Raw genomic sequence first — 25,903 nt, forward strand, 5'->3', positions numbered from 1 at the left:
ACGTTTACGGAAGGGCGGTTCTGGTTTTAGATCAAAGGCTTGTGGCTAGGCCAAAAGACCTTCGGCGGTGGTCTCGTCGGTGATGATGCCGTTAACCAGGCGGCGGTTGAGGGTGGCGCGGATGCCGGGCAATTTTTTGCGGCCCATGGCAATTGCTACGACGAGGGAGTGTTCGCGCGAAGGAATCGGGGCGGAGGCGACGCGCTCATTGGTGAGGCCTTCGATGAGCTTGCCATCAGCGTCAAAGCTCCAGCCGCAGATTTCCCCGACCGCGCCGGCCTTTTGCAGGGCCTTGAGCTCGTCGTCGGTGATGAAGCCGTCGAGATAGAGCGGGGCGTCGGGGCCGATTTCGCCGACGCCGACAAAGGTGACATTGGCCTGGGCGGCCAGGGCCAGGGTATCGCGGATCATGGGCTGGGTATGCAGCATTTCGCGTTCGCGGGCCGAGGAGGCGATGACGGGCAGGGGCATGGGGAAGCTGCGCGCCTTGACGGTGTCGGCAACGTTGAAAATGACGTTGTAGAAGGCGGCCGAACCATCGGGGGCGATATTGCCGGTGAGGGAAACGACCTTGTGATGCGGGCATTCCATGGGCATGAGCTGCTCGATGGCGGCCTTGAGCGTGCGGCCGGTGCCGATGGCCATGACGATGGGGTCGGTGCGCTTGAGCCAGCGTTCGATTTCGGCGGCGGCGGCTTCGGCGAGGCCGATCGTGGTGGAGGTGCTGGCGGGGTCGGAGGGGACGATTTCGACCAGGTCGAGCGCGAAGCGGGATTTCAGGCGCGCGGCGAGGTCCATGCAGCGGCCGATGGGGTGGTCGAGGCGGACCTTGATCAGGCCCTCGCTGACCGAGAGCGAGACGAGGCGCTGGGCGGATTGGCGGGAAATGCCGAGCTTGGCGGCGATCTCTTCCTGGGTATTGCCGGCGACGTAATAGAGCCAGCCGGCCCGCGCGGCGTCGTCGAGCCGCGTGCTGGGGCTATCGGTTTTGTTGGCCATGCCGGTTCCTCGGATTCATGCGGCGGGATATTGGGGCGAGGGGGGTGTTGCTGCAAGGGGAATGCGATGCTGGGGCACCCACGGAACAGCACCTCCCCCTCGACGGGGGAGGTTGGGAGGGGGTGTTGAGAGCCGCGATATTGGGGCCAACCGCCCCCCTCCCTGACCCTCCCCGCGAGGGGGAGGGTGACGACTGAGAATTTAGTGGGCTAGTGCCCTGTGCTTCCACTATCCCTATGCTTTAGGCAAGCCCTGTCGCAATTGGGTCAGGGCGGTGCGGATGTCGCGTTCGGTGTCCTTGAGGTGCAAGCGCATGGCTTCGGCGGCGGCGCGGCCATTGCCCTGACGGATGCAGTCGAGGATGCGTTGATGGGCTTCGATGGTGTGGGCGAGGGTGTGCCCGCGCTGTTCATGGCCGCGGCGGCTGATGAAAAAGCCTTCACGCAGGGGCTGGGCCATGGCTTCGAAGAGAAAACCCAGGACGCGATTGCCGCTGGCCAGCGCGATGGCCTCGTGGAAGCCCACATCATAGGTGTGGAATTGCAGCTCGCGCTCGGGGGTGTCGAGGCCCAGCGCGAGCGTTTCGCGCATGCCTTCAAGGGCGCTTTCAATGGCCGTCTGGCCGGCGCGGGTAGAGCGCTTGGCGGCCAGGGTTGCCGATTGGACTTCGAGCGATAGCCGCACTTCGACAAGGTCGAACAAGCCCTTGGGATCGTAGCGGATCAGCGAGGTGAGGAAGTCGGCAAAGGCGGCGCCATCGGGCTCGCGCACCACGGCGCGGCGGCCGCGGGCCAGCTCGAGCAGGCCGCGCCCTTCAAGCAGCTTGACCGCCTCGCGAATGGTGAGGCGGCTGACATCGTAGCGCGCCGCCAATTCGGCCTCGCTAGGCAGGCTGGTGCCGGGCACCAGCTCGCCCAGAATCATGTTCGCCAGGTCGTCCGCAACCACGCTTGCCGCCGATTGATCGGAGCGAGCCTCTCCCTCGTGAGTGACCACTTCCCCTCCTGATATCTGATACCTTTACATCTGTTGGGGCCATTGAACGGCTTCTCGGACAGATTCCTCCCGAAGGCATGGCGGACGATATAGCGCGTTGTGGCGCGCTGCAACTGCAACAATCGTCTGGTATGGCACACAGGCTTGTTAGCCAGGCGCGGCGGAAGCGGCTTTACAAAAGGTATCAGACTATTCTAGCTTCCGGACGTGGGCTTGGGAGGGCCCAAACGGCATTGCCGTTCCTTGTGGAGGATTTTCATGCAGCGACGACCAAGTGTGTGCGTCCGGGTGTCAGCCCGGCGGTCACCCGTTGTGGAATCGATGCCGGTTTCCGGTGGTTCCGCCCTGCATGTCGAACCAGCTCTCCCTGACGACCATTCCAAGGCTTTATGAACTCGAAAGACAAAAAGGGAGTCGAGACGTGAAGGTTTTCAAGACGCTTGCCACCGTGCTGGCCGTCGGCGCCATGGCGCTGACCGCTTCGACTGCGGTCTTCGCCCAGGACAAGGGCCAGATCGGCATCGCCATGCCGACCCAGTCGTCGCTGCGCTGGATCTCGGACGGTAACGAACTCAAGGCGGCCCTCGAGGCCAAGGGCTATACGATCGACCTGCAATATGCGGAAGACGATATCCCCAACCAGCTGGCCCAGATCGAAAACATGGTCACCAAGGGCGTCAAAGCGCTGGTGATTGCCTCGATCGACGGCACCACGCTCAGCGCCGTGCTGCAGCAGGCCGCCGATGCCGGCATCAAGGTCATCGCCTATGACCGCCTGATCCGCGATACGCCGAATGTGGACTATTACACCACGTTCGACAATTTCCAGGTCGGCGTGCTGCAGGCCAATTCGATCCTCAAGGGTCTGGGCTATCCGGAAAAGCAGGGTCCGTTCAATATCGAGCTGTTCGGCGGTTCGCCCGACGACAACAACGCCTTCTTCTTCTATGACGGCGCCATGAGCGTGCTGCAGCCGCTGATCGATTCCGGCGTGCTGGTGGTCAAGTCCGGCCAGATGGGCATGGATACCGTGGGTACCCTGCGTTGGGACGGTGCTGTCGCCCAGGCGCGCATGGACAATATCCTCTCGGCCAACTACTCGGACGGTTCGCGTGTCGATGCGGTCCTGGCTCCCTATGACGGGCTGAGCCGCGGCATCATCTCCTCGCTGCGCGGCATCGGCTACGGCACTGCCGACCAGCCCTGGCCGATCATTTCGGGCCAGGACGCGGAAGCTCCGTCGGTCAAGGCGATCATTGCCGGCGAGCAGTACTCGACCGTCTACAAGGACACCCGTGAGCTGGCTCGCGTCACCGGCGACCTGGTCGACACCGTGCTGAGCGGCGGTACGCCGGAAGGCCTCGACACCACGACCTACAACAATGGCGTCAAGGTCGTGCCGTCGATCCTGCTGACCCCCTATGAAGTCGACAAGTCGAACTACCAGGAACTGGTTGTCGACTCCGGCTACATCAAGGCGGAAGACCTGCAGTAAGCCGGCTTCTGACGCAAAGGGCCCCGCGGTGACGCGGGGCTCATTCCGTTGGGGTGTTTGCGTGCACTGATCTGCCTCCCTCCCCCTTGAGGGGAGGGATTGAGGGTGGGGGTGCTGAGTTGTCCACCGACATTGAGCAAATGGATGTCGCAGCACCCCCACCCTAGCCCTCCCCTCAAGGGGGAGGGGACGGCATCGGGGCTCTCTGGCCTCTCGGGCCTCGGTTCGGCTTTGTAACAATCTGTGGCTGATCGAAATAAATGCAAGATCGATGCACGTACCTCAAATTTCTTGCGAACGGTTCGGCCGTGCCATATTCTGACGATGTTGGCTTGGGAGGGCCAAGGCGCAAAGACGCCAATGGGAGGGTCGAAGCAGACCGCCATCGCGTATTGTCCGGTTTCGTTCGATCATTGCGCCGCCTCAAGGCCGTGACGGACACCGTTTTTGCGCCTGCCTCCGCAAGACTGCACAACATCGTAAGGGAGACTAGAATGAACATTCTGAAGTCGTTCGCGGCTGTCGCCTTGACTGGCGCTTTCGTGCTGGGCTCGGCAGGCCTGGCCATGGCCCAGGACAAGGGCACGATCGGCATTTCGATGCCGGAACAGACCACGCTGCGCTGGAACTCGGATGGTGCCGAGCTCAAGGCGGCGCTGGAGGCCAAGGGCTATACCGTCGACCTGCAATATGCCGGTGACGATATCCCCAACCAGCTCGCCCAGATCGAAAACATGGTCACCAAGGGCTCCAAGGCCCTGGTCATCGCGGCGCTTGACGGCACCACGCTCAGCGCCGTGCTGGAACAGGCCGCGGCCTCGGGGGTCAAGGTCATTGCCTATGACCGGCTGATCCGCGATACGCCCAATGTGGACTATTACACCACATTCGACAATTTCAAGGTCGGCGTGCTGCAGGCCAACTCGATCCTCAAGGGGCTCGGCTATCCGGAAAAGCAGGGGCCGTTCAATATCGAGCTGTTCGGCGGTTCGCCCGACGATAACAACGCCTTCTTCTTCTATGACGGCGCCATGAGCGTGCTGCAGCCGCTGATCGATTCCGGCGTGCTGGTGGTCAAATCCGGCCAGACCGGCATGGACAAGGTGGGCACGCTGCGCTGGGACGGGGCGACTGCCCAGGCCCGCATGGATAATTTGCTCTCCGCCAATTATTCCGACGGCAGCCGGGTCGATGCGGTGCTCTCGCCCAATGATGGCGTGGCGCGCGGCATTCTCTCTTCGCTCAAGGGCATTGGCTATGGCTCGGGCGATCTGCCCTATCCGATCATTTCGGGGCAGGACGCCGAAGTCCCCTCGGTCAAGGCGATCATCGCCGGCGAGCAGTATTCCACAGTCTATAAGGATACGCGCGAGCTGGCCCGGGTCACCGGCGACCTGGTCGACACCGTGTTGAGCGGTGGCACGCCCGAAGGGCTCGACACCACCACCTATAACAATGGGATCAAGGTCGTGCCCTCGATCCTTCTCACGCCCTATGAAGTGGACGCGAGCAACTACAAGGAGCTCGTGGTTGACTCGGGCTACATCAAGGAAGAAGACCTGAAATAAAGGCGATTGACCAAACCGGGGGCTCGCAGATAAAGCGAGCCCCTTCGCAACGACCCCCGTGCCGGTGAGTGCAGTATGACCGAAACTATTCTAGAGATGCGCGGCATCACCAAGACGTTCCCCGGCGTCAAGGCGCTGCAGGATGTCAATCTCGATGTTCGCGAAGCCGAAATCCACGCCATCGTTGGCGAGAACGGCGCCGGCAAGTCGACGCTGATGAAGGTGCTGAGCGGGGTCTATCCCTCCGGCAGTTATGACGGCCAGATCGTCTACAAGGGCGCCGAGCAACACTTCAAATCCATCCGCGACAGCGAGCATGTCGGCATCGTCATCATCCACCAGGAACTGGCGCTGGTGCCGCTGCTGTCGATCGCGGAAAACATCTTTCTGGGCAATGAGCAGGCCAAGGGCGGCGTGATCGACTGGGACGAGACGCGCGATGGGGCGCGCAAGCTCTTGTCCATGGTCGGGCTCAAGGAAGACCCCGATACGCTGGTGACCAATATCGGGGTGGGCAAGCAGCAATTGGTGGAGATTGCCAAGGCCTTGTCCAAAGAGGTCAAGCTACTGATCCTGGACGAACCCACGGCCAGCCTCTCCGAGAAGGATAGCGCGGCTTTGCTCGACCTGCTGGTCGAATTCCGCCGCCAGGGCATTACCTCGATCCTGATCTCCCACAAGCTCAACGAAATCAGCAAGGTCGCCGACCGGATCACCGTGATCCGCGACGGACGGACCATCGAGACCATGAACAAGGAGCAGATCTCGGAAGACCGGATCATCACCTCAATGGTGGGCCGCTCGCTCGATGATCGCTATCCCAGCCGCACGCCGCAGGTGGGCGAAGTGGTGTTCGAGGTCAAGAACTGGAGCGTCTATCACCCCCAGCATCGCGACCGGCAGGTGATCAAGAATATCGACCTCAATGTCCGCAAGGGCGAAGTGGTCGGCATTGCCGGGCTGATGGGTTCGGGCCGCACCGAATTTGCCATGAGCCTGTTCGGCAAATCCTACGGCCAGAAGATTTCGGGCGAGGTTTTCCTGCATGGCAAGAAGATCGATACCTCAAGCGTCGGCAAGGCCGTGTCGCATGGCATTGCCTACGCCACCGAGGACCGCAAGACCTATGGTCTCAACCTCATCGACCACATCAAGAACAATACGACCCTGGCCAACCTGGCGGGCGTGTCGCGCTTTGGGGTGATCGACGACCTGGCGGAACTCGACGCCGCCAATGACTATCGCAGGCGCACCAATATCCGCTCCTCGAGCGTCTATCAGGTGACGGGCAATCTCTCGGGCGGCAATCAGCAGAAGGTGGTGCTCAGCAAGTGGCTGTTCGCCAATCCGGAAATCCTGATCCTGGACGAGCCGACGCGCGGCATCGATGTCGGCGCGAAATATGAAATCTATACCATCATCAACCAGCTGGCGGCGCAGGGTAAGGCGATCCTGGTCATTTCCTCGGAAATGCCCGAACTGCTCGGCATCACCGACCGGCTCTATGTAATGAACGAAGGCCGCATGGTGGGCGAGATGCCCACTGCCGAGGCGAGCCAGGAAAAGATCATGCGCGCGATCGTTCGCGCGGAAGGGAAGGCATCATGACCACAGAAACCGCCCCGTCGGGCGTTACCGCGACCGGCGAAAAGGTCAAGGTTCAGGAACTCAGCGTCTGGGGCGCGCTCCAGGCCAATATGCGCGATTACGGGCTCATGCTGGCGCTGATCCTGATCATGCTGTTCTTCCAGTATTTCACCAATGGCGTGCTGTTCAAGCCGGTGAACCTGACCAATATCATCCTGCAGAACAGCTATATCATCGTGATGGCGCTGGGCATGCTGCTGGTCATCGTGGCCGGGCATATCGACCTGTCGGTCGGCTCGGTTTCGGGCTTTGTGGGCGCGCTCGCGGCCATGCTGATGGTGGGCTGGCGGTTTCCGCCCGAATTCGCGTTCCTCGCCAATCCCTTCGTTGCCGGGGCGATCTGCATCGTGGTGGGCGCGGTGATCGGGGCGGCGCAGGGGTATCTGATCGCCTATCACAAGATCCCCAGCTTCATCGTAACGCTGGCCGGCATGCTGATCTTCAAGGGGCTGTCGCTGGCCATCCTGGCCGGCAAGTCGGTGGGCCCGTTCCCGGCCGAATTCCAGCTGCTGTCGGCCGGCTTCATCCCCGATGTGATCGGACCGACCAAACTGGTGGAGGCTAGCGAAGGCGTGCAGGCCGTAACCCTGCATACCACCAGTCTCGTCATCGCCATTCTCGGCGTGGTGGCCATGATCGGCTTTGCCATTCACGGCCGGGCCCGCCGCAAGGCGCGTGGCTATGAAAGCGAGCCGTTCGGCCTCTTCGTCGCCAAGAACCTGGTGGTGGCCGCCATCGTGCTGTTCTTCGGCTATATGCTGGCCTCCTATCGCGGGCTGCCCAACGTGCTGGTGGTGATGGCGCTGCTGATCGCGCTCTTTGTGTTCATCACCAAGCGCATGACCTTTGGCCGCCGCATCTACGCACTGGGCGGGAACCTCAAGGCCGCTGCGCTGTCGGGCATCAAGACCGAGCGGCTGACCTTTTATGTGTTTGCCATTATGGGCGCGCTGGCGGCGCTGGCCGGCATGATCTATGCGGCCCGCCTCAACTCGGCCACGCCCAAGGCCGGGCAGGGGCTGGAGCTGGACGTGATCGCCTCGGTGTTCATCGGCGGCGCTTCGGCGCTGGGCGGCGTGGGTGCCGTGGCCGGCGCGGTGATCGGCGCCTTCATCATGGGCGTGATGAACAACGGCATGTCGATCATGGGCGTCAACATCGATTGGCAGCAGATGATCAAGGGCATCGTGCTGCTGGCCGCGGTGTTCTTCGACCTCTACAACAAGAACAAGGCCTGATTTTTCGGGCTTTGCGCATCAAGCCGCCGGGGTGACCCGGCGGCTTTTTGCTGGCCTGCTTGGATTGCTGCTCCCGAGGGCCACGATGGCTGGCAGGCCGCCAACATTGATCTGCCAAGGTTCCCAAGCAATCATGTCGTGCCGGCCCGACTCAAGCGGGGCGGCCATTCATTTTCGATCGGCCCATAATGCTTACCTATCTGTCCGAGTTCATTGCTCCCTATTGGGGACCGGCGCGACTGTTCACCTCCTATACCGTGCTGGCGACATTGGGGGCGCTGGTCTCGGCCATGCTGTCGCTGCTGGTGCTGCCGCGCATCTGGCACGTCCTGACCACCGACAAGGGCCGGGCGCATGCTGTCAACGCGGAAGAAAGCGTGGGCAAGCCGGTGGGGGTAGGGGGCTTCATCGTGCTGATCACGGTGGGCGTCGTGGTGGTCTGCCTGCCCTATGATCCCAAAATCTATTTTTGCCTGGGCGCGCTGCTGATCGCCTCGGGCGTCGGCTATGTCGATGACCGGACGCCGGGCGGGCTGAGCGAATTGACGCTGGGGCTGACCGATCTCGCCATAGCGCTATTTGTCTGCATGGTGTTGATGGGCGGCAATGCCACCGAAGTCTGGCTGCCCTTTACCTCGGCGCATATTACCCTGCCCTGGTGGGGCGGGGTGCTGCTCTATACCCCGGTCATCTGGCTGTGCATCAATGCGGTCAATTGCAATGACGGCGTGGATGGAGTGTCCGGCACGCTCTCATCGGTCACGATCTGCGTGCTGGGCCTGCTGCTGTATTTCGTGGTGGGCGATGCCAACAATGCCAAATACCTGTTGATCCCCTACAATCCCGACGCGGCCAGCTGGGCGCTGGCGGCGGCGGTGTTTTGCGGCGCGATCCTGGGCTATCTCTGGCACAATGCGCCGCCCAGCGCGGCCCTGATGGGCGATGCGGGATCGCGGCCTATCGGGCTGTTTGTCGGCATGTGCGTGGTGGTCACCGGCAATCCGGCGACGGTGTTTTTCGTCGGCGCGCTGTTGCTGTTCAATGGCGCGACGGGGCTGGCCAAGGTGGCGCTGATGCGGCTGTTCGGCTGGCGGATTTTGGGATCGATCCGGTTTCCGTTCCACGATCATGTGCGCAAGAACCTGCACTGGTCCAATGCGCAGGTGTTGTTGCGGTTTTTGCTCATCCATGTGGCGAGTATCTGGCTGCTGGTGATCCTGTTGATCAAGGTGCGGTAGGAGCAAAGAATGGATTCCCGCCTGCGCGGGAATGACGTTGGGGGTGGGGCGAGTTGGGGCAAGAGCCGTGATACCGGATTACTCCGCCGGCTCGCCAATCCCGTTGACTGCATCCAGCTCCCGTTCCAACCTTGCTTCTTCCTCGACCTTGGGTTTGCTGAAGCGGGCCATCAGGAGATACGCGACCGGCGTCAGGTAGAGGGTCGAAACGGCGGCAAAGCTCAGGCCGCCGACCATGACCCAGCCCAACGCAGCACGCGCTTCGGCGCCGGCGCCGCTGGCCAGCACCAAAGGCAGGCCGCCCAGGATGGTGGCGATCATGGTCATCATCACGGGCCGCAGGCGGATATTGGAGGCTTCCTCGATGGCTTCGCGCACCGGCATGCCGCGGTCGCGCAATTGGTTGGCGAATTCGACGATGAGGATGCCATTCTTGGCCATGATGCCGACCACCAGGACCAGGCCGATCTGGCTGAAGATGTTCAGACTCCCTCCGGTGACCAAGAGCGCATACAGCGCCGCGGCAACGCCGAAGGGCACGGTGGTCATGACGATGACGGCGCTCCACACGCTTTCAAATTGCGCGGCGAGAACGAGCAGGATGATGACCAGTGCGAAGCCGAAGGTGACGAAGAGGCCGTTGGTGGATTCGCCCAGCGTCTTGGCTTCGGCCAGCGGCAGGATTGAGGTGCCTTCGGGCAGGATGGGGCGGGCCATTTCGAGCATCTGGCTATAGGCGTCGCCCAGGGCGAGGCCGTCTTCAAGGCTTGCCGTGACATTGACGGCGCGGCGCTGCGCTTCGCGCCGCAGGGTGGGCGGCACGGCGGATTCGGTGATGGTGGCTATGGTGGACATAGGCACATAACGCCCGTCGCCGGTGCGTACGAAGAGGCTTTCGAGGTCGCGCGGATCGTTGATCGGATTGCTGGTCGAGACCATGCGCACGGTGTAGCTGGTATCATCGATGAAGACATTGCCGATATCGCTGCCGTCGATCATGGCCTGCATGGTGGAGGCAAGGCCGTTGATGTCGATGCCCAGCGCGTCGGCGCGCTCGCGATTGACACTCAGGGTCAGTTGCGGCTGGGTCGTATCGAAATTGACCGTGACGCGGCCGAAGCGGCCATCTTCTTCCATGAGATCGGCAATGGTTTCGGCGGTGTCGGCCAGCACGGTGTAATTGGAGCCGACCACGGCAAATTGCAGGCCGGAGCCGCCACCGCGAATGCCCAGGGAATTGCCCTGGCCCACCGAGGCGCGCACGCCGGGCACCTGGGCCATGAGCGCGGTGATATCGGCGGCAATCTGCTGCTGGCTGCGCTGCCGCTCGCCCCAGGGCGCCAGTGTCAGGGTCAGCGAGCCGCCGCTGCCCCAGCCGGAGAGCACGAAGATGGAGCGCACTTCGCCATTGGCAACGAAGGGTTGCAGCATGGTTTCGACCGTGGTGAGCTGGGTGCGGATATAGTCGAGGCTTGCTGTGGTGGGCGCCTGGATGCGCAGCTGGATTTGCGAGCGATCCTCGGGCGGGGTGATTTCCTGGCGCAGATTGCCATAGACGAAATAGGACGAGGCGGCAAAGAGCAGCGCGATCAGCACCACGACGAAGGGATTGGCCAGCGCGACACGCAGCGTCACCCGGTAGAAGCGGGCACAGGCCCGGCCAAAGGCGCCCAGAATGCCGCCATGGCTCTTGTGCTCGCCTTGCTTGAGGAAGCGCGAGGCGATCATCGGGCCCATGGAGAGGGCGACGATGGAGGAGAGCAGCACGGCGATGGCGAGGGTGAAGCCGAATTCGCGGAACAGCCGGCCCGTCTGCCCCGAGAGGAACGAGAGCGGGATGAAGACGGCGGCCAGGGTCAGCGTGGTGGCGATAACAGCGAAAAACACTTCCTGGGTGCCGAGCACAGCGGCGGCGCGGGGACCGGCGCCCATGCCTTTGCGCCGCACGATATTTTCCAGCACGACAATGGCGTCATCGACCACCAGGCCCGTCGCCAGCACCAGCGCCAAAAGGGTGATGATGTTGAGCGAAAAGCCCATGGCATAGATGCCCGCCACAGCGCCGAGCAGGGCGATGGGCATGGAAATGGCGGGAACGATGGTGGCCCGCCAATCGAGCAGGAAGAGGAAGATGATGGCGACGACCACGACCAGCGCCACGATCAGCGCGATCTCGACCTCATGCAGCGCACCTTCGATGAACACGGCATCGTCGCTGGAAATGGTGACTTCGGCGCCGGCCGGCAGGGTCTGGTTCAGCACCGCGACGGCATTGTGAATGCCTTGGGAAATCTCGATCGTATTGGACTGGGCCTGGCGGATAATGCCCAGGCCAATGCCTGGCTTGCCATTGGAGCGGAGCGATGAAGTGCTGGCGGAGGCGTCGAACACGACGCTGGCCACATCGCCCAGAAGCGTGCGGCCATTGATGATGATATCCTCGAAATCCTGCGGCGTCGTGACCTCGGAAATGGCGCGGACGGTGATGTTCTGGTTGGGGCCGTTGATCGAGCCGGCGGGGGTGTCGAAGGCGATGGTGGCGAGCGCATTGCGCACATCGGCCACGGTCAGGCCATGGCTGGCGAGCTTGACCGGGTCGACATCGACATCGAAGGTGGTTTCGCGCGTGCCATAGACCTGCACCTCGGCAACGCCGGCGACGGCGCCGAGACGTTCGGAAATCACGTCTTCGACCAAGGTGCTCAAGTCGCCCATGCTCATGGTGTCGGAGGTGACGGCGAGCTGCATTACCGGCTGGGCGTCGGAATCGGCCTTGAAGATCACCGGATCGTCGACATTGTCGGGCAGGGAACGGCCGATGCGGCTGAGGGCATCGCGCACATCGGAGGTGGCGACATCGAGATTGGTGCTGTCGGAAAATTCGAGAGTGACCCGGCTCTGCCCGGTCGAGGAGCTGGAGGAAATGCCGGTGACGCCCTGGACGCGGGCGACGGCGCCTTCCACCACAGCGGTAATTTCGCGATCCATGGTTTCGGCGGCGGCGCCGGTGAAACTGGTGGAGATGGTGAGCACGGGCTGCTCGACGCTGGGCAATTCGCGCACTTCGGCGCCCAGCAGGGCCGCGAGCCCGGCCACCACGATCATGGCATTGATCACGACCGCCAGGACCGGACGGCGCACGAAGAGCGCCGCCAAGGTTCCGCCACGTTCGTTCTTCTGGGCAATCGACATTGGCGGTCCTTATCGGATCAGGGTTGTGTAGCCTCGGCTTCACGGGTAGCGGATGCGCCATCGGGTCCGCTCAACAGGGTCACTTCGCTGCCCTCGCTGAGCTGGAGGATGCCTTCGGTGATGATGGCGTCGCCGGGATTAAGGTCGGCGCGCACGAGGACGCCGTCGCTGTTGCGCTGGACGATTTCGGCCATGACACGGGTGGCCTTGCCATCCATGTATTTCCAGACATAGGAGCCCTGGGCCGACCACAGGATGGCCAGAGGATTGACCGCTGGAAATTGCTCGCCCGGGAAACGCAGGGCGACGGTGAAGGACATGCCGGCGCGCAGGGCCCGGTCGTCATTGGGGATTTCGGCCTGGACCTGCAGCGTGCGGCTGGCCGGATCGAGGCGGTTATCGACGGCATTGACCTCGCCGGCAAAGGTGCGGCCGGGCAGGGCGATAGCCGTGACGGTGACCTGCATGCCCGGGGCGATGGACGCGGCATAGCGCTCGGGCACCCAGAAATCGACGAGAATGGCGGAAGTGTCGTCGACCGTGGTGACGGTGGTTTGCGCGGGGACGTAATTGCCGGGAGTAACCTGGATTAGCCCGATCGTGCCGGCAATGGGGCTGGTAATGGTGCGGCGGCTGAGGGCGACGCTGGCATTGCGTAATTCGAGATCGGCATTGGCCGCGGCGAGGCGGGCGGCGGCCAGGGCCGTGGGGGCGACGACATTGGAATTGGCGAGGCCCTGGGTGCGGGCGAGGGTGGCCTGGGCGTCGTCCACGGCGAGCCGGGCCCGATCCAGCGCGATCTGCTCGGCGTCCGAATCCAGGAGGGCAATGATGTCGCCGGCCGCCACGGCCTGGCCCGGGCGCACGTCGACATCTGCCAGCGTGCCGCCGACGGGGGAAGCGACGGTGACCGAGCGGGTGGCCGTGCCTTCGCCGACGGCGCTGAGCGTGGAATTGATGGTGGCGAGCACGACGCCTGTGGTCACCACATTGTTCTGGCGGGCGCCGCCTGGCCGTCCGCCGCCGGGGCGCTGGCCGGGGCCGGTCGCGGCTTGCTCCGAAGCAGCGAAGGGCAGAGTGATGCCGTAATTGGCCAGGGTTTCGCTGGCGCCGGGAACGAAAAAGGCCCAGGCCGCCAATGCGGCGGCCAGAATTATGAGTGAAGCCAGAAGCTGCCGTATCAAGCCTTGGACCCTGAAAAATGCTGAGCTGTCAGTAATCCGGCGGAAAGGGCGCCGGGACATCAGCGGGACTGTAGCAGCGGCGCTAACCGCACGACATTACAAAGCCGTAAGGATCGCGGGCTTGTTATTCGATTTCGGCGTCGGAGCGGCCGCCCCATTCGGCCCAGGAGCCGTCATAGACCGCGACATTGCTGGCGCCGCTGACCTCGAGGGCCAGAGCGAGCGTCGCGGCGGTGATGCCCGAGCCGCAGGAGGTGATGATGGGCTTGGCGGTGTCGATGCCGCGATCGGCGAAGATTTGCCGGAGTTCGGAAACCGGCCGCATCTGGCCGTTTTCGGTCAGGAGACCCACGGGGACATTGGTGCTGCCCGGAATGTGGCCGCCGCGCAAGCCGGGGCGCGGCTCGGGCTGTTCGGCATGGAAACGCGGGGCTGGACGGGCATCGGCGATCTGGGTGGCGTGATCGTGGCTGCGGTCGCGCACGGTTTCGAAATCGGCCACGCGATGCGGGTCGAAGCGGGCTGCGAAAATGGCGGGGCGGCGGGTCACGGTGCCGGTCTGGACGGCGCGTTTTTCGGCGCGCCATTTGGGACCGCCGCCGGCCAGGATGTAGACATTGCGGGCGCCCATGGTGCGGAAGGTCCACCAGACGCGGGGGGCGGAGAAGAGGCCCAGTTCGTCATAGACGACGATGGTCGACTGGTCCGAGATGCCCAGGGCGCCGACCATATGGGCGAAATCGGCGGGAGAGGGCAGCATGTGGGGCAGGGGGGAGCTGGTGTCGGCTATGCCGTCGATGTCGAAGAAGACCGCGCCGGGGATGTGGCCGGAGAGATATTCGGCCTGGGCATTGCGGGCGGCGTTGGGCATGTGCCAGCTGGCATCGACCACCACCAGATTGGGGTCGCTCAGATGGTTGGCGAGCCATTCGGTGGTGACGAAGGGGGTGTCCATGCTGGATTCCTGTGTGGTTCTGACCCCTAGGATGGGCCTTCCCGGCGGTAACGTCAAACCCCTAGGTAACTGGCATAACAAGGTTTTTTGAAATCAGACGTCCAGCGCCAGCAGGTCCTTGCTGGCGAAGCTGATGGTGACGGGTTCGCCCCGGCTGGGTGGGGCGGTGCGCTGGTCGTTGAAGGTGTCGAGGCTCAGAATATTCTGGCCCAGCGCCACGCGCAGGCGGATGACCGAGCCGAGGAAGGTAACATCGGCAATGGTGCCGGCGAGGGTAATATCATTGCCTTCGCGTGCACCGACGGACAGCACTTCGGGCCGCAATGTCACCAGACTGTTAGCACCGGCAGTAGCATTGGCTGGCAATTGGCTGACATGAACGGTCTGGCCGTCAATGGCGACGGTTTTGGCCGCCACATCGACGATTTTTGCTTCGATGGTGTTGAGCTGGCCGACAAAGGTGGCGACGAAACGGGTGGCCGGCTTGTTGTAGATTTCGTGCGGCGCGCCGAGCTGCTCGATATTGCCCGCATTCATCACCACGATGCGGTCGGAGATGGAGAGGGCCTCTTCCTGGTCGTGGGTGACGAAAACCGTGGTGATGCCCAGATCGATCTGGATGGCGCGGATTTCTTCGCGCAGGGAGACGCGGATCTTGGCGTCGAGGGCCGAGAGCGGTTCATCGAGCAGGAGCATGCGGGGACGGGGGGCGATGGCGCGGGCAAGGGCGACGCGCTGCTGCTGGCCGCCGCTCATTTCATAGGGGTAGCGCTTTTCGAAGCCGGACAGGCCGATGAGTTTCAGCATTTCATCGACGCGGGCGCGGCGCTGCTCGGCCGGCATGCCCGATATCTTGAGGCCGAAGGCGATATTGTCGCCGACATTGAGATTGGGAAAGAGCGCATAGGCCTGAAACACCATGCCGAGCTGGCGCTGGTTGGGCTTGAGGTGGGTGATGTCCTGCCCATCAATGCTGATCGTACCCGAGGTCGGGTTTTCGAAACCGGCAATCATGCGCAGGATGGTGGTCTTGCCGCAGCCGGAGGGGCCGAGCAGGGAGATGAACTCGCCCTTGCCGAAGCCGAAGCTGATGCCCTTGACCACCCGGTTGCTGCCGAAGGATTTGGTGACGTTTTGGACGGACAGGAAATCCTGGGTCATATCAATCGGTCCGTGCGGAGGTGCGGGGGGCGAAGCGGCCGAGCACGTTGATCATGCCCATGGCACCCCAGGTGATAATGAAGGAAATGATGGCGAGAGCAGCCGGCTCATAGGCGCGGTTGGTGCCGATGCCAACGAGATAGGGGCCGAAGGCCGGCCGGTTGAGCAGGCTCGCTATGGTGAATTCGCCGATGACGATGGCGAAGGTCAGGAAGGCGCCGGACAGAATGGCCACCAGAATATTGGGCAGGATGATCTGGCCGATGATCTGGGCCTGGTTGGCGCCCATGATCTGGGCGGCCTCGGTCAGGGTGCCGATATCGATGGTGCGCATGCCATTGTCGACGGCGCGATACATATAGGGCAGGGCCAGGGTTACATAGGCGCAGGTCAGCAGGATATCGGTGCCGAGCGCACTGCCGGTAAAGGGGATGAAGGAGCTGGAATTGTAGAGCCGGATATAGCCATAGACCAGCACCAGGGCCGGGATGACCAGCGGGAGCAGGGTGACGAATTCCATGAAGGGCCTGAGCCAGGGCATGCGCAGCCGCACGAAATAGACGGCTGGCACGACGACCAGAACCCCCACGATAATGGTGAAAATGCCCACGACTACCGAATAGGTGAAGCTGCGGGCAAAGGCCGGGTCGGCAAAGACCGAGGCATAGGCATCGAAGCTATATTCGCCGCGCCGCATGCGCAGCGAGAATTCGAAGGTGGCCAGCAGCGGGATGATGAAATAGGCCGCGCCAATGGCAAAGACCAGCCAGGCCCAGAAGCGGTTTGTCTTCATTTCATCCACCTCTCGGCGCGGGCGGCGACGACCAGATAGATGACATTGGCAAGGCTGGTGATGACGATCATGCCGAGTGCCAAGGCAGCGCCGAGGCCGGGATTTTGCAGGGCATCGCCGCGGATCTGATTGTAGAGCAGGACCGTCACGATATTGAGGTTGGAGCCGGTCAGGGCCCAGGCAGTAGCGATGGCGCCGAAGGCATTGGCGAACAGCAGCGACAGCGTGCCCAGAAAGCTGGGCCAGAGAATGGGCAGGCCGACATAGCGCCAGAATTGCCACTGGCTGGCGCCCAGCATCTGGGCGGCCTCGTTCCATTCTTTCTTGAGGCCATCCACTGCCGGGGCGATGGTCAGCATCATCAGCGGAATCTGGAAGTAGAGATAGGTGAGGGTAAGGCCCCAAAAGCTCAAAAGGTTGAAGCCCGAGCGATAGAGATCGAAGCCGAAGACAGTGCGCAGGATGATGGTGACGAGGCCCAGCCGCCCCAGAGTCGCAATGAAGGCAAAGGCCAGCGGTACGCCGGCGAAATTGGAGGCGACGCCGGAAAAGGTCATGACGGCGGAGCGCAGGCCCGCGGGCAGCCGGCCGCGGATGATGGCGAGGGTGATGGCCAGGCCAATCAGCGCGCCCAGAATGGCGGAGGCGCCTGAGATGCGGATGGAAATCCAGTAGGCGGCAAGGATCTGGTCGGTGAAGAGGCCGGCAATATTGTCGAAGGTGAAACTGCCGGCCCGGTCGGTAAAGGCGGCGCCCACCAGCGAGAGGGTGGGCAGGAACAGGAACATCACCGCGAAAATGACGAAGGGAAAGACCGCAAGGCTGTCCCAGGGGATGCGGCGGGGCGGTTTTGGCGGTGGTAGGGTTGTATCGGTCATGGTGCTGCCCCGAAGATATCGGCTTTCGCCTCCCTCCCCCTTGAGGGGAGGGATTGAGGGAGGGGTCGTGTGGTTATGCGCCAAATCGACCCCCACCCCAGCTTTGCTACGGCCCATCAGGGCCTAGCGACGCTACCCTCCCCTCAAGGGGGAGGGAGGGCAGAACCGGTGTTCTGCGCGTGGAGATTACTGCACGCTGGCGCCGACGGTGGAGTCCCAGCCGCCGGTGATGGTGGTCTTGTTGGCGTTCTGCTCTTCGATCGAGGGGAACACGGCCTTGGCGTAGTTCTCGGCGGCGGGGAGCTTGGCCATCAGGTCTTCAGGCAGCTTGCCGGCTTCGGCCAGGGCGTTGAAGCGGATGGGGTGGCAATAGCCGGCGAGCCAGCCGAGCTGACCTTCGTCCGAATAGAGGTATTCCATCCAGAGCTTGGCAGCGTTGGGATGGGGCGCATGGGCCGAGATGGCCTGGACATAGACGCCGGCCACGACGCCATCGGAGGGCACGACCACGTCGATCGGCGGGTTGCCATTGAGGTTGTCGCGGGCGGCCAGCAGGTTGTAGTCCCAGTTGATCGCGATGGGCGTGGTGCCCTGGGCGATGGCGGCGGCTTCGGCGTCGACGGGGACGAAATTGCCCTTGTCGTTGAGCGCCTTGAAGTATTCGAGGCCGGCCTGGGCAGCGGCGTCCTGTGCGGCGCCGGTCGAGAGACCAGCCGCGAAGACGGACATGATGGCGTTATTGGCGGTGCGCGGATCGCCAGCCAGGGCAACCGAATTGGCGAACTCGTCCTTGTTCAAATCGGCCCAGGAAACCGGGTTGTCGCCGGTGACCACGTCCTTGTTGATGCCGAAAGCCAGCACGCCGTAATAGTCGCCATACCAGAAGCCCTCGGCATCCTTGGCGTCGTCCGGAATTTCGTCCCAGGTGGAGACCTTATAGGCCTGCAGCAGGCCTTCATCCTTGGCCTGGGGGCCGAAGGCCAGGCCGATATCGAGCACGTCGGGGGCCTGCGGGCCGGTATTGCCGATATTGGCGCGAACCGCTTCGAGTTCGTCGGCCGAGCCGGCATCGGGGTTCAGCTCGTTGATGGTGATGTCGGGGTATTTGGCCTTGAAGCCTTCGATGACGCCACCGTAATTGCACCAGGAGTGGGGCAGCGCGATGACGGTGAGCTGGCCTTCGGCCTTGGCGGCGGCATAGAGGGCGTCGAGATCGGCCTGGGCGAAGGCCGGGGCGGAAACGGCAAGCACGGCCAGCATCGAGACGGACGCGGCAAGCACATTCTTGAAGGTCATGTTCAGTCTCCCTGAATTGGTCGTTCGCCGGCAGCCATTGGTGGCTGCCGTGGCGGACTGGCGGAGGGAGTAGTGAGGCGGTGTGACAGTGCAATGACAGAGCCGGGACGACAATGTGACAGTCGGCATGCCGACGAAAAAGCCCGCTCGCGCGCCCCCCTTAGCTGCCAGTGCCGATCTCTCCGCTCCCTCCCAGTCGCAATTGTGACAGTGCCCCTTTGTGACAGTTTAGTCCAGATGGTCAAAAATTTTGGGAATGAGGCATTGGGTGGTTGGCGGAGGGATTGGTGTACCCCCTCCTAGCCCCCCTGACAGGGGGAGGGATCTGCCGGTGGGTGTGGCACGATCTGATCCACCCACAAGGGAGAGGGTGGACGATTGAGGGGCCGTGGTGGGGAAACAGCAAGGTCCCGAAACTATTGGGAAAATTGCAAATCTCGCCGTTCCGATACTTTAGACTTCTTCTAAACTATTGAAATTGAATTGCTTTTATAAGGTGAGAGGGATACTCCGCTTTGAGATTTCAGCCTGGAGGACGATCCATGATTTCCAAGGGGACGCTGCGCGGCCTGGTTTTGGCGCTTACGCTTTCCGTTGCCCCGGTGGCCGCCTATGCGCAGGCGCCAGATGAGGCCGATGTGCTGGCCAATTATGCCGATATCGCGCTGGCCGGATATGAGGATGCGCTGACCACGGCCAAGGCGCTGGACGCGGCGGTCGATGCGCTGATCGCCGATCCGAGCGAGGCCACGCTGCTGGCGGCGCGGGAGGCCTGGAAGGCATCGCGCCTGCCCTATCAGCAGACCGAGGCGTTCCGGTTCGGCAATCCGATCGTGGATGAATGGGAAGGAAGGGTGAATGCCTGGCCGCTCGACGAGGGGCTGATCGACTATGTCGATGCCGGCTACGGCATGGAAAGCGACAGCAATGCGCTTTACGTGGCCAATGTCATTGCCAATCCCAAGCTCACCATCGACGGCGTCGAGGTGGATGCGACCGAGATCACGCCGGCGCTGCTGCAGGATAGCCTGCAGGAAGCGGCGGGGATCGAAGCCAATGTGGCGACGGGGTATCATGCCGTGGAATTCCTGCTTTGGGGCCAGGACCTCAATGGCACCGGCCCAGGCGCGGGCAATAGGCCCTTTACCGATTATTCGACGGCCGAGCATGCGGATCGCCGCGCGGCCTATCTCAAGGCGGCGACGACGCTGCTGGTGAGCGATCTCGAAGAGATGGTGGGCAATTGGACGGCCGATGGCGCGGCGCGGGCGGCACTGCCCGATCTGGGCATTTCGGCCATTCTGACGGGCATGGGTTCGCTGTCATTCGGCGAATTGGCGGGCGAGCGGATGAAGCTGGGCCTCCTGCTGCACGATCCCGAGGAAGAGCATGACTGCTTCTCGGACAATACCCATATTTCCCATCTCTACGATGCGATCGGTATCCGCAATGTCTATTCGGGCAGCTATACGCGCATCGATGGTTCGGTGGTGGAAGGGCCGGCGATCTCGGACCTGATCGCGGCCAAGGACGGGGCGCTCGACACCGAAATTGCCGGCCTTATCGACGACACCGTGGCCAAGATGGAAATCATGGCCAAGCGCGCCGAGGATGGCGAGGCCTATGACCAGCAGATCGGGGAAGGCAATGAAGAGGGCAATGCGGTGGTGCAGGCGGCCATCGACGGGCTGATCGCCCAGACCCGCGGCATCGAACGCGCCGTGGCGCTGCTGCAGCTGGACGATGTGACCATCGAGGACAGCGATAGCCTGTCCAATCCGGATGCGGTGTTCCAGTAGGAGCGCGGCCCTTCAGCTTACAACGGTGTCACCCCGGCGCAGGCCGGGGTCCATCCTGAGGTCTTCAGGCGGCCAGTGCGTGCTTGGTCATCTCAGGATGGGTTCCGGCCTGCGCCGGAATGACATTGCGGGTGGGGGAGATGGTGCCTCATGGACGGAACGGGTAAGGCAATTGTCGATGGTTCCCGCTTGTGTGGGAACGACGCCGTGGACTTAACATGCATATCCGCCTGACCCTTGCCCTCATCGCCCTGCTCGCAACGGGCCTCGCTTTGGCGCAGGACAGAGCGGTTCGGTCCGATCTGACGCCTGAGGACCTCGGCCGGGTGGCGCGGGTGACGGCGCCGGCGACGGATTTTTCGGCGCCCGAGAATTTCGAGACCATGCAGGCGGGCAAGGGGACGACGAAAAAGATCGTCAACCAGGATGCGTTCTCCCATTTCCTCGCCAGCCTCAGCTTCGAGCAGGAAGAGCAGTTCAAGCTGGGCAATGCGCTGTTCCGCAAGCTCTGGGTGAGTTCGCCCAGCTCCACCCAGGCCTCGGACGGGCTGGGGCCGCTGTTCAATGCGCGGGCCTGCCAGAGCTGTCATTTGAAGGACGGGCGGGGCCATCCCCCGTTCGATGCGAGCCGGGAAAGCGGGGTATCGATGTTCCTGCGGCTATCGGTGCCGCCGGGCGAGAACGATACGCGGCTGGCGCTGGACGGCGTTTTTGCCGGGGAGGTGGGCGAGCCCACCTATGGCACGCAATTGCAGGATTTTGCCGTGCCGGGCCTCAAGGCGGAAGGGCGGATGGTGGTGGACTATACCGACCTGCCCGTGACGCTGGACGACGGGACGGTGGTGACCCTGCGCCAGCCCGCCTATTCGGTGGCCGAGCTCAATTATGGGCCGATGGCCGATGATGTGATGCTGTCGCCGCGGGTGGCGCCGCCGATGATCGGGCTGGGGCTGATCGAGCAGATTCCGGCCGCCGATATCCTGGCGCTGGCCGATGCGGATGACCTCGATGGGAACGGCATTTCGGGGCGGCCGAACTGGGTTATCGACCCGGAAAGCCAGAGCGTCATGCTGGGCCGGTTTGGCTGGAAGGCCGGGATGCCGACCATTCGCAGCCAATCGGCGGCGGCTTTTGCCGGCGATATCGGCATTTCGACGCCGCTGGTGAACCTGCCGCATGGCGATTGCACCGAGCGGCAGCCGGAGTGCCTGGCCATGCCCACCGGGGAACAGGCGCGGCTGGGCGTATCGGAAGCGCCCGACCCGGTGCTGGACCTGGTGACGTTTTATTCGCAGACGCTGGGCGTGCCGGAGCGGCGCGATGTGGGAGACCCCGCCGTGCTGGCCGGCAAGGCGGCGTTTTATGGTGCGGGTTGCGCCAGCTGCCACACGCCCAAATTCGTCACCAGCCGCGATGCGCCCAATCCGGCGCACCGGTTCCAGCTGATCTGGCCCTATGCCGATTTCCTGCTGCATGACATGGGCGAGGGCCTCGCCGATCACCGGCCCGAGGGGCAGGCGGATGGCTATGAATGGCGTACGCCCCCGCTCTGGGGCATCGGGCTGACCCAGACCGTTTCGGGGCACACGTTTTTCCTCCATGATGGGCGGGCGCGGAACTTGACCGAGGCCATTCTGTGGCATGGCGGGGAAGGCCAGGCGGCGCGCGATGCCTTTGCCGCCATGTCCGAGGCCACGCGCAAGGACCTGATCACTTTCCTGGAGTCGCTGTGATGCGCCTGCTCATTGCCATGCTGCTGTTTTTGGGCGCCGCGCCGGCCATGGCGCAGGAGCTGACCACCAGTGCGGTGATGGCCAATGCGGTCGAGCAGGTGATCCGGCCGGGCTTTACCGAATTGCGCAACGAGGCGCATGGCCTGGTCGACGCCATGGGCGCATTTTGCGCGGAGCCATCGGCGGATGCGCAGGCGCTGGCGCAGGACCGGTTTGGCCGGACCGCGACGGCCTATGGAAGAGTGGAATTTATTCGTATCGGGCCGCTGATGGAGGACAATCGCAGCGACCGGCTGCTGTTCTGGCCCGACCGCAAGGGGATTGCCCTGCGGCAGGTGCAGGCGATTTTGGCCGATGAGGACGAGACGGCCACTTCGCTCGATACACTGCGGGGCAAGAGCGTTGCCGTGCAGGGGCTGACGGCGCTGGAATTCGTGCTGTTCGGCACTGGGGCAGAGACACTGGCCGGAGCCGAGGGAGCGTTCCGTTGCCGTTATGGCGCGGCCATTGCCGGCAATCTGGCCGCAATTGCCGATGAGCTGGCGGCGGGCTGGTATGCGCCCGATGGCACGGCGGCGCATCTGATGGCGCCCAGCGCCGCTTATGCCGATTACCGCACCGAGACCGAGGCGCTCGAAGCGCTGGTGGGCTTGATCTCCCACGGCGTTGAGGGGGTGCGGGACACCCGCATCAATCCCTTTATCGCCCAGGGCGAGCGGGCGGCGGCGCCCAAGCAGGCGCTGTTCTGGCGCTCGGGGCTGACCATGGCCATGGCGCGGGCCAATGTGGAGGGGCTGGAAAAGCTCTTTACCGTTTCCGGCATGGCGCTGGTGGGCGGGGCCGCCGAGAGCGGGTTGGACAATTCGGTGCGCTTCGAATTTGCCAATGCCAAGCGGGCCATTAGCCTGGTGACGGGACCGGTGGATGAGGCGGTGGCCGACCCCAAAAAGGCTCAGGCGCTGGCCTATCTCGTCATCGTCACCCAATCGCTGCAGACGCTGGTGGGCGAGCAATTGTCGGCGGCGCTGGGGCTGAGCGTCGGCTTTTCCTCGCTGGACGGAGACTGACCATGTGGCAGCGGCGGGCATTCCTCAAGGCGGCGGGCGCGGGCTTTGCGGCGAGCCTCTTGCCGCGTCAATTGCTGGCGCTGGAGCGTAACGAGCTGGTGTTTGCCAGTTCGGTGCAGACCAGCGCGGGAAAATATGGCGCGGTGCTTATGGGCGAGCGTGGCGATGTCATTTCCCAGATCGCCCTGCCCGATCGCGGGCACGATATTACCATCAGCGCCGAAGCGGGGCGGGGTGTGGTCTTTGCGCGGCAGCCGGGAACCTTTGCCGTGGTGTTCGATCCGGCTGGCCGGGAGGCCCCGGTGACGCTGACCAGCATCGAGGGGCGGCATTTCTTCGGCCATGGCGTGTTCTCACCCGATGGCAGGCTGCTCTACGCCACGGAAAGCGATTTCGAGGCGGCCAGGGGCGTGATCGGCATCTATGACGCGACCGATGGCTATAAGCGCGTGGGAGAATTTCCCACCTATGGCACGGGCCCGCATGAAATGCTGCTGATGCCCGATGGGGTGACCTTCGTGGTGGCCAATGGTGGCATCGAGACCCATCCCGATTACGGCCGGGCGGAGCTCAATCTCGATACGATGGACCCCTCGGTGGTCTTTATCGACCGGCGCGATGGGCATCTCATCGGGCAATTGCGGCTTGAAAGCGGGCTGCATCAGCTTTCGATCCGGCACATGGCCGTGGATGCGCGTGGCCGGGCGTGGTTCGGCTGCCAATATAAGGGCGCGCCAAGCGACAGCCCGCAATTGGTGGGCTATGCGACGGCCGATGGGGAAATCCGGCTGATCGAATTGCCGATCGATACGCTGCGCGACCTGCGCAATTATGTCGGCTCGGTTGCCGTCTCGGCCGATGGCGGTACCGTGGCGGTGTCCTCGCCGGAGGGGGATCTTCTGGTAGCAATCGATGCCGAAGGGGGCCGGCCTGTGCTGGTCGAAACCCTGCGCAATGGCTGTGGGCTGGCGGCGGATGGGTCGGGGTTCGTGGCCACCAGCGGCATGGGCGAAATGATCGGCATTGCCGGGGCCGAGCGCGACCGGCAGAAGTTCGATTTTTCGTTTGATAATCATATGTTGCGGGTGGGGTAGGGGGCAAACCTATGCGGTCAGATTTGTTGATCCGCCCCGAACGTGCCGGGGATGAAGACGCTATCCACGATCTGACGGTAAGTGCCTTTGAGCCAATGTCGTTCAGCGACGGCTCGGAAGCGCTGATCATCCGCGCATTGCGCAGGTCGGGCCAATTGTCCCTGTCGCTCGTTGCGCAGCTGGATGACAGGATCGTCGGACACGTCGCGTTTTCTCCCGTGACCATTGACGGCCTGCATGGCTGGTTTGGTCTGGGGCCCATTGCCGTTGAGCGCGCAATTCAGCGCTCCGGCACCGGACGGGCCTTGATTTCCTCCGGGCTTGCAACGCTAAGGGAGCGAGGGGCTGCCGGATGTGCTCTTATCGGGGACCCCGCTCTTTACAGCCGGTTTGGTTTCGAGAGCGACGGCAAGCTAACCTATGAAAACCTGCCAACTCATCTTGTTCAATGGATGCGCTTTTTTGGCCCTGCTCCGCAGGGGGAGCTGAAGTTCGCTTCTGCGTTTGAGGCTGGCAATTACTAAACTCGGTGGGGCGGGCCTTGATAGCTGGCTCGCATGGCATGCATTATGGACATTGACCCAGGAACCGAACATTGACGCTTCCCGCATCCGAGAACGTTCGCTTTCAATTTGCCACGCAACGGCCAAGGGATGATGGCTGCGGTCTATTCGTGTTGCAGATGCTGACGGGCAGGCCTTATGAGCAACTTGCCGGCATGATCGATTGGGGTGTTCGGACCAATCACTACACTACATGGAAGGAATTGCGCGGGGTCTTGGCCGAGCTGGAATGGAGCACCGGCGAATTGCGCGCGGCGGAGAAATGGGACGACATTGGCGGGGTGGCGATAGTTCACGTCCAAGGTGACCATTTCATCCTTTATGACGCCGACAACGGCGCCTTTTATGATCCTGGTCAGCCCAAAGGTCCCGCCGTCGAGAGCAGCCTCATCCCCATGAGCTACCTGCCGGTGCGCCTGCCAAAGTGAGCCGGGAACCTCTGTTTGCGGCCCGGGAGACCTGGCATATTTCAGACCGCCCTTTGCAAGCGCGCGACCAGAAACCCTCCCATCAGCGCATCCTCGCCCACCCGCTCAAATTCCGCATCGCGATAAACCTGCACAAGCCGGGGACGTGGCGCGCAGTCGAGCCGCAGAAATTTCAGGCCTTTTTGGGCTGCATGTTGCGCGGCCCAATCGATGAGCTGCCGGGCAAAGCCCCGTCCGGCAAAGGCGCGGTCCACGGCGATCTTGTGGAGATAGAGCGCTTCGCCGGGCAGGGCTTCAGGCCAAAAGGCATCGTCGCTCTCCTCCATATAGAGGCAGCCGGCAATATCTTCGTCGACGGTGAGGACGAGGATTTCAGATCGCTGCGCCTTGGCGGAAATGTCGATCAGCTTGAAGCTCGATGCCGGCCACAACTTGCCTGGTCCGTCGGTTTCGAGCCAAAGGGCGACGGATTGGAGGAGCTTGAGGATTGCGGCGGCGTCGCTTTCGGTCGCTAGCCGGATTGTTGTTTCCGTCATGTGGAGGCCCTTGCAGGTAAACAGAGGTTCCCGCTTTCGCGGG

The 25,903-nt window shown here is 63.0% G+C and carries 21 protein-coding genes; 11 read left to right on the plus strand and 10 right to left on the minus strand.

Annotated elements, in window-relative coordinates; all coding sequences use genetic code 11:
- Positions 1-45: 45 nt before the first annotated feature.
- Positions 46-999, minus strand: a complete 954-nt coding sequence (locus QQL79_RS01655; protein WP_284387305.1) for a sugar-binding transcriptional regulator — start codon at positions 997-999, stop codon at positions 46-48.
- A gap of 234 nt (positions 1,000-1,233) precedes the next feature.
- Entirely contained in the window at positions 1,234-1,995 is a 762-nt protein-coding gene (locus QQL79_RS01660) for a FadR/GntR family transcriptional regulator (protein WP_284387307.1), read from the minus strand.
- A 466-nt stretch (positions 1,996-2,461) separates the two neighbouring features.
- On the opposite strand from QQL79_RS01660, the gene chvE (QQL79_RS01665) reads away from it, so the two are divergent.
- The 5 genes from chvE (QQL79_RS01665) to QQL79_RS01685 all read left to right on the plus strand — a co-directional run bounded on the left by chvE (QQL79_RS01665) (position 2,462) and on the right by QQL79_RS01685 (position 9,181).
- The gene (gene chvE / locus QQL79_RS01665; RefSeq protein ID WP_284392791.1) at positions 2,462-3,490 is read left to right on the plus strand and encodes a multiple monosaccharide ABC transporter substrate-binding protein; all 1,029 of its coding nucleotides are present in this window, start codon (positions 2,462-2,464) and stop codon (positions 3,488-3,490) included.
- A gap of 503 nt (positions 3,491-3,993) precedes the next feature.
- On the plus strand, positions 3,994-5,058 hold the full coding sequence (gene chvE / locus QQL79_RS01670) for a multiple monosaccharide ABC transporter substrate-binding protein (protein ID WP_370461236.1): 1,065 nt from the start codon (positions 3,994-3,996) through the stop codon (positions 5,056-5,058).
- Between the two features lie 75 nt (positions 5,059-5,133).
- Positions 5,134-6,666, plus strand: coding sequence for a multiple monosaccharide ABC transporter ATP-binding protein (mmsA, locus tag QQL79_RS01675; RefSeq protein ID WP_284387309.1), 1,533 nt, complete (start codon positions 5,134-5,136; stop codon positions 6,664-6,666).
- Complete coding sequence (gene mmsB, locus QQL79_RS01680) at positions 6,663-7,943, plus strand: multiple monosaccharide ABC transporter permease (RefSeq protein WP_370461163.1); 1,281 nt, start codon at positions 6,663-6,665, stop codon at positions 7,941-7,943. Before mmsA ends, mmsB begins: the two co-directional genes overlap by 4 nt.
- A 188-nt stretch (positions 7,944-8,131) precedes the next feature.
- Complete coding sequence (locus QQL79_RS01685) at positions 8,132-9,181, plus strand: MraY family glycosyltransferase (protein ID WP_284387311.1); 1,050 nt, start codon at positions 8,132-8,134, stop codon at positions 9,179-9,181.
- Positions 9,182-9,259: 78 nt separating this feature from the next.
- On the opposite strand, the gene QQL79_RS01690 is transcribed toward QQL79_RS01685, so the two are convergent.
- The 7 genes from QQL79_RS01690 to QQL79_RS01720 all read right to left on the minus strand — a co-directional run bounded on the left by QQL79_RS01690 (position 9,260) and on the right by QQL79_RS01720 (position 18,640).
- Positions 9,260-12,373 carry an efflux RND transporter permease subunit gene (locus QQL79_RS01690; protein WP_284387313.1) on the minus strand — a complete coding sequence of 1,038 codons (3,114 nt, stop codon included), beginning with the start codon at positions 12,371-12,373 and terminating at the stop codon, positions 9,260-9,262.
- Positions 12,374-12,390: 17 nt separating this feature from the next.
- Entirely contained in the window at positions 12,391-13,557 is a 1,167-nt protein-coding gene (locus tag QQL79_RS01695) for an efflux RND transporter periplasmic adaptor subunit (RefSeq protein WP_284387315.1), read from the minus strand.
- 124 nt (positions 13,558-13,681) lie between these two features.
- Complete coding sequence (gene sseA, locus QQL79_RS01700) at positions 13,682-14,512, minus strand: 3-mercaptopyruvate sulfurtransferase (protein WP_284387317.1); 831 nt, start codon at positions 14,510-14,512, stop codon at positions 13,682-13,684.
- 93 nt (positions 14,513-14,605) lie between these two features.
- Positions 14,606-15,673 (minus strand): ABC transporter ATP-binding protein, encoded by a 1,068-nt coding sequence (locus QQL79_RS01705; protein WP_284387319.1) that lies wholly within the window; start codon positions 15,671-15,673, stop codon positions 14,606-14,608.
- A gap of 1 nt (position 15,674) precedes the next feature.
- Positions 15,675-16,466 carry an ABC transporter permease gene (locus QQL79_RS01710; RefSeq protein ID WP_284387321.1) on the minus strand — a complete coding sequence of 264 codons (792 nt, stop codon included), beginning with the start codon at positions 16,464-16,466 and terminating at the stop codon, positions 15,675-15,677.
- Positions 16,463-17,344 carry an ABC transporter permease gene (locus QQL79_RS01715; protein ID WP_284387322.1) on the minus strand — a complete coding sequence of 294 codons (882 nt, stop codon included), beginning with the start codon at positions 17,342-17,344 and terminating at the stop codon, positions 16,463-16,465. The genes QQL79_RS01710 and QQL79_RS01715 overlap by 4 nt, the downstream gene beginning before the upstream one ends.
- Before the next feature lie 186 nt (positions 17,345-17,530).
- Complete coding sequence (locus QQL79_RS01720) at positions 17,531-18,640, minus strand: ABC transporter substrate-binding protein (RefSeq protein WP_370461165.1); 1,110 nt, start codon at positions 18,638-18,640, stop codon at positions 17,531-17,533.
- Positions 18,641-19,185: 545 nt separating this feature from the next.
- Between QQL79_RS01720 and QQL79_RS01725 the strand changes: the two genes are divergently transcribed.
- From QQL79_RS01725 to QQL79_RS01750, 6 genes are all read left to right on the plus strand, one after another.
- The gene (locus QQL79_RS01725; protein WP_284392795.1) at positions 19,186-20,439 is read left to right on the plus strand and encodes an imelysin family protein; all 1,254 of its coding nucleotides are present in this window, start codon (positions 19,186-19,188) and stop codon (positions 20,437-20,439) included.
- A gap of 218 nt (positions 20,440-20,657) precedes the next feature.
- Positions 20,658-22,172: a di-heme oxidoreductase family protein gene (locus QQL79_RS01730; RefSeq protein WP_284387324.1), complete on the plus strand. Its 1,515-nt coding sequence runs from the start codon at positions 20,658-20,660 to the stop codon at positions 22,170-22,172.
- Positions 22,172-23,239, plus strand: coding sequence for an imelysin family protein (locus QQL79_RS01735; protein ID WP_284387326.1), 1,068 nt, complete (start codon positions 22,172-22,174; stop codon positions 23,237-23,239). The genes QQL79_RS01730 and QQL79_RS01735 overlap by 1 nt, the downstream gene beginning before the upstream one ends.
- A gap of 2 nt (positions 23,240-23,241) precedes the next feature.
- Positions 23,242-24,333, plus strand: coding sequence for a DUF1513 domain-containing protein (locus QQL79_RS01740; RefSeq protein ID WP_284387328.1), 1,092 nt, complete (start codon positions 23,242-23,244; stop codon positions 24,331-24,333).
- Positions 24,334-24,356: 23 nt separating this feature from the next.
- Positions 24,357-24,857 carry a GNAT family N-acetyltransferase gene (locus QQL79_RS01745; RefSeq protein ID WP_284392796.1) on the plus strand — a complete coding sequence of 167 codons (501 nt, stop codon included), beginning with the start codon at positions 24,357-24,359 and terminating at the stop codon, positions 24,855-24,857.
- Between the two features lie 71 nt (positions 24,858-24,928).
- Positions 24,929-25,324, plus strand: coding sequence for a hypothetical protein (locus QQL79_RS01750; RefSeq protein WP_284387330.1), 396 nt, complete (start codon positions 24,929-24,931; stop codon positions 25,322-25,324).
- 41 nt (positions 25,325-25,365) lie between these two features.
- On the opposite strand, the gene QQL79_RS01755 is transcribed toward QQL79_RS01750, so the two are convergent.
- Entirely contained in the window at positions 25,366-25,860 is a 495-nt protein-coding gene (locus tag QQL79_RS01755) for a GNAT family N-acetyltransferase (RefSeq protein ID WP_284387332.1), read from the minus strand.
- Between the last annotated feature and the right edge of the window lie 43 nt (positions 25,861-25,903).

Source organism: Devosia yakushimensis (genome assembly GCF_030159855.1).
Lineage (GTDB): Bacteria > Pseudomonadota > Alphaproteobacteria > Rhizobiales > Devosiaceae > Devosia > Devosia yakushimensis.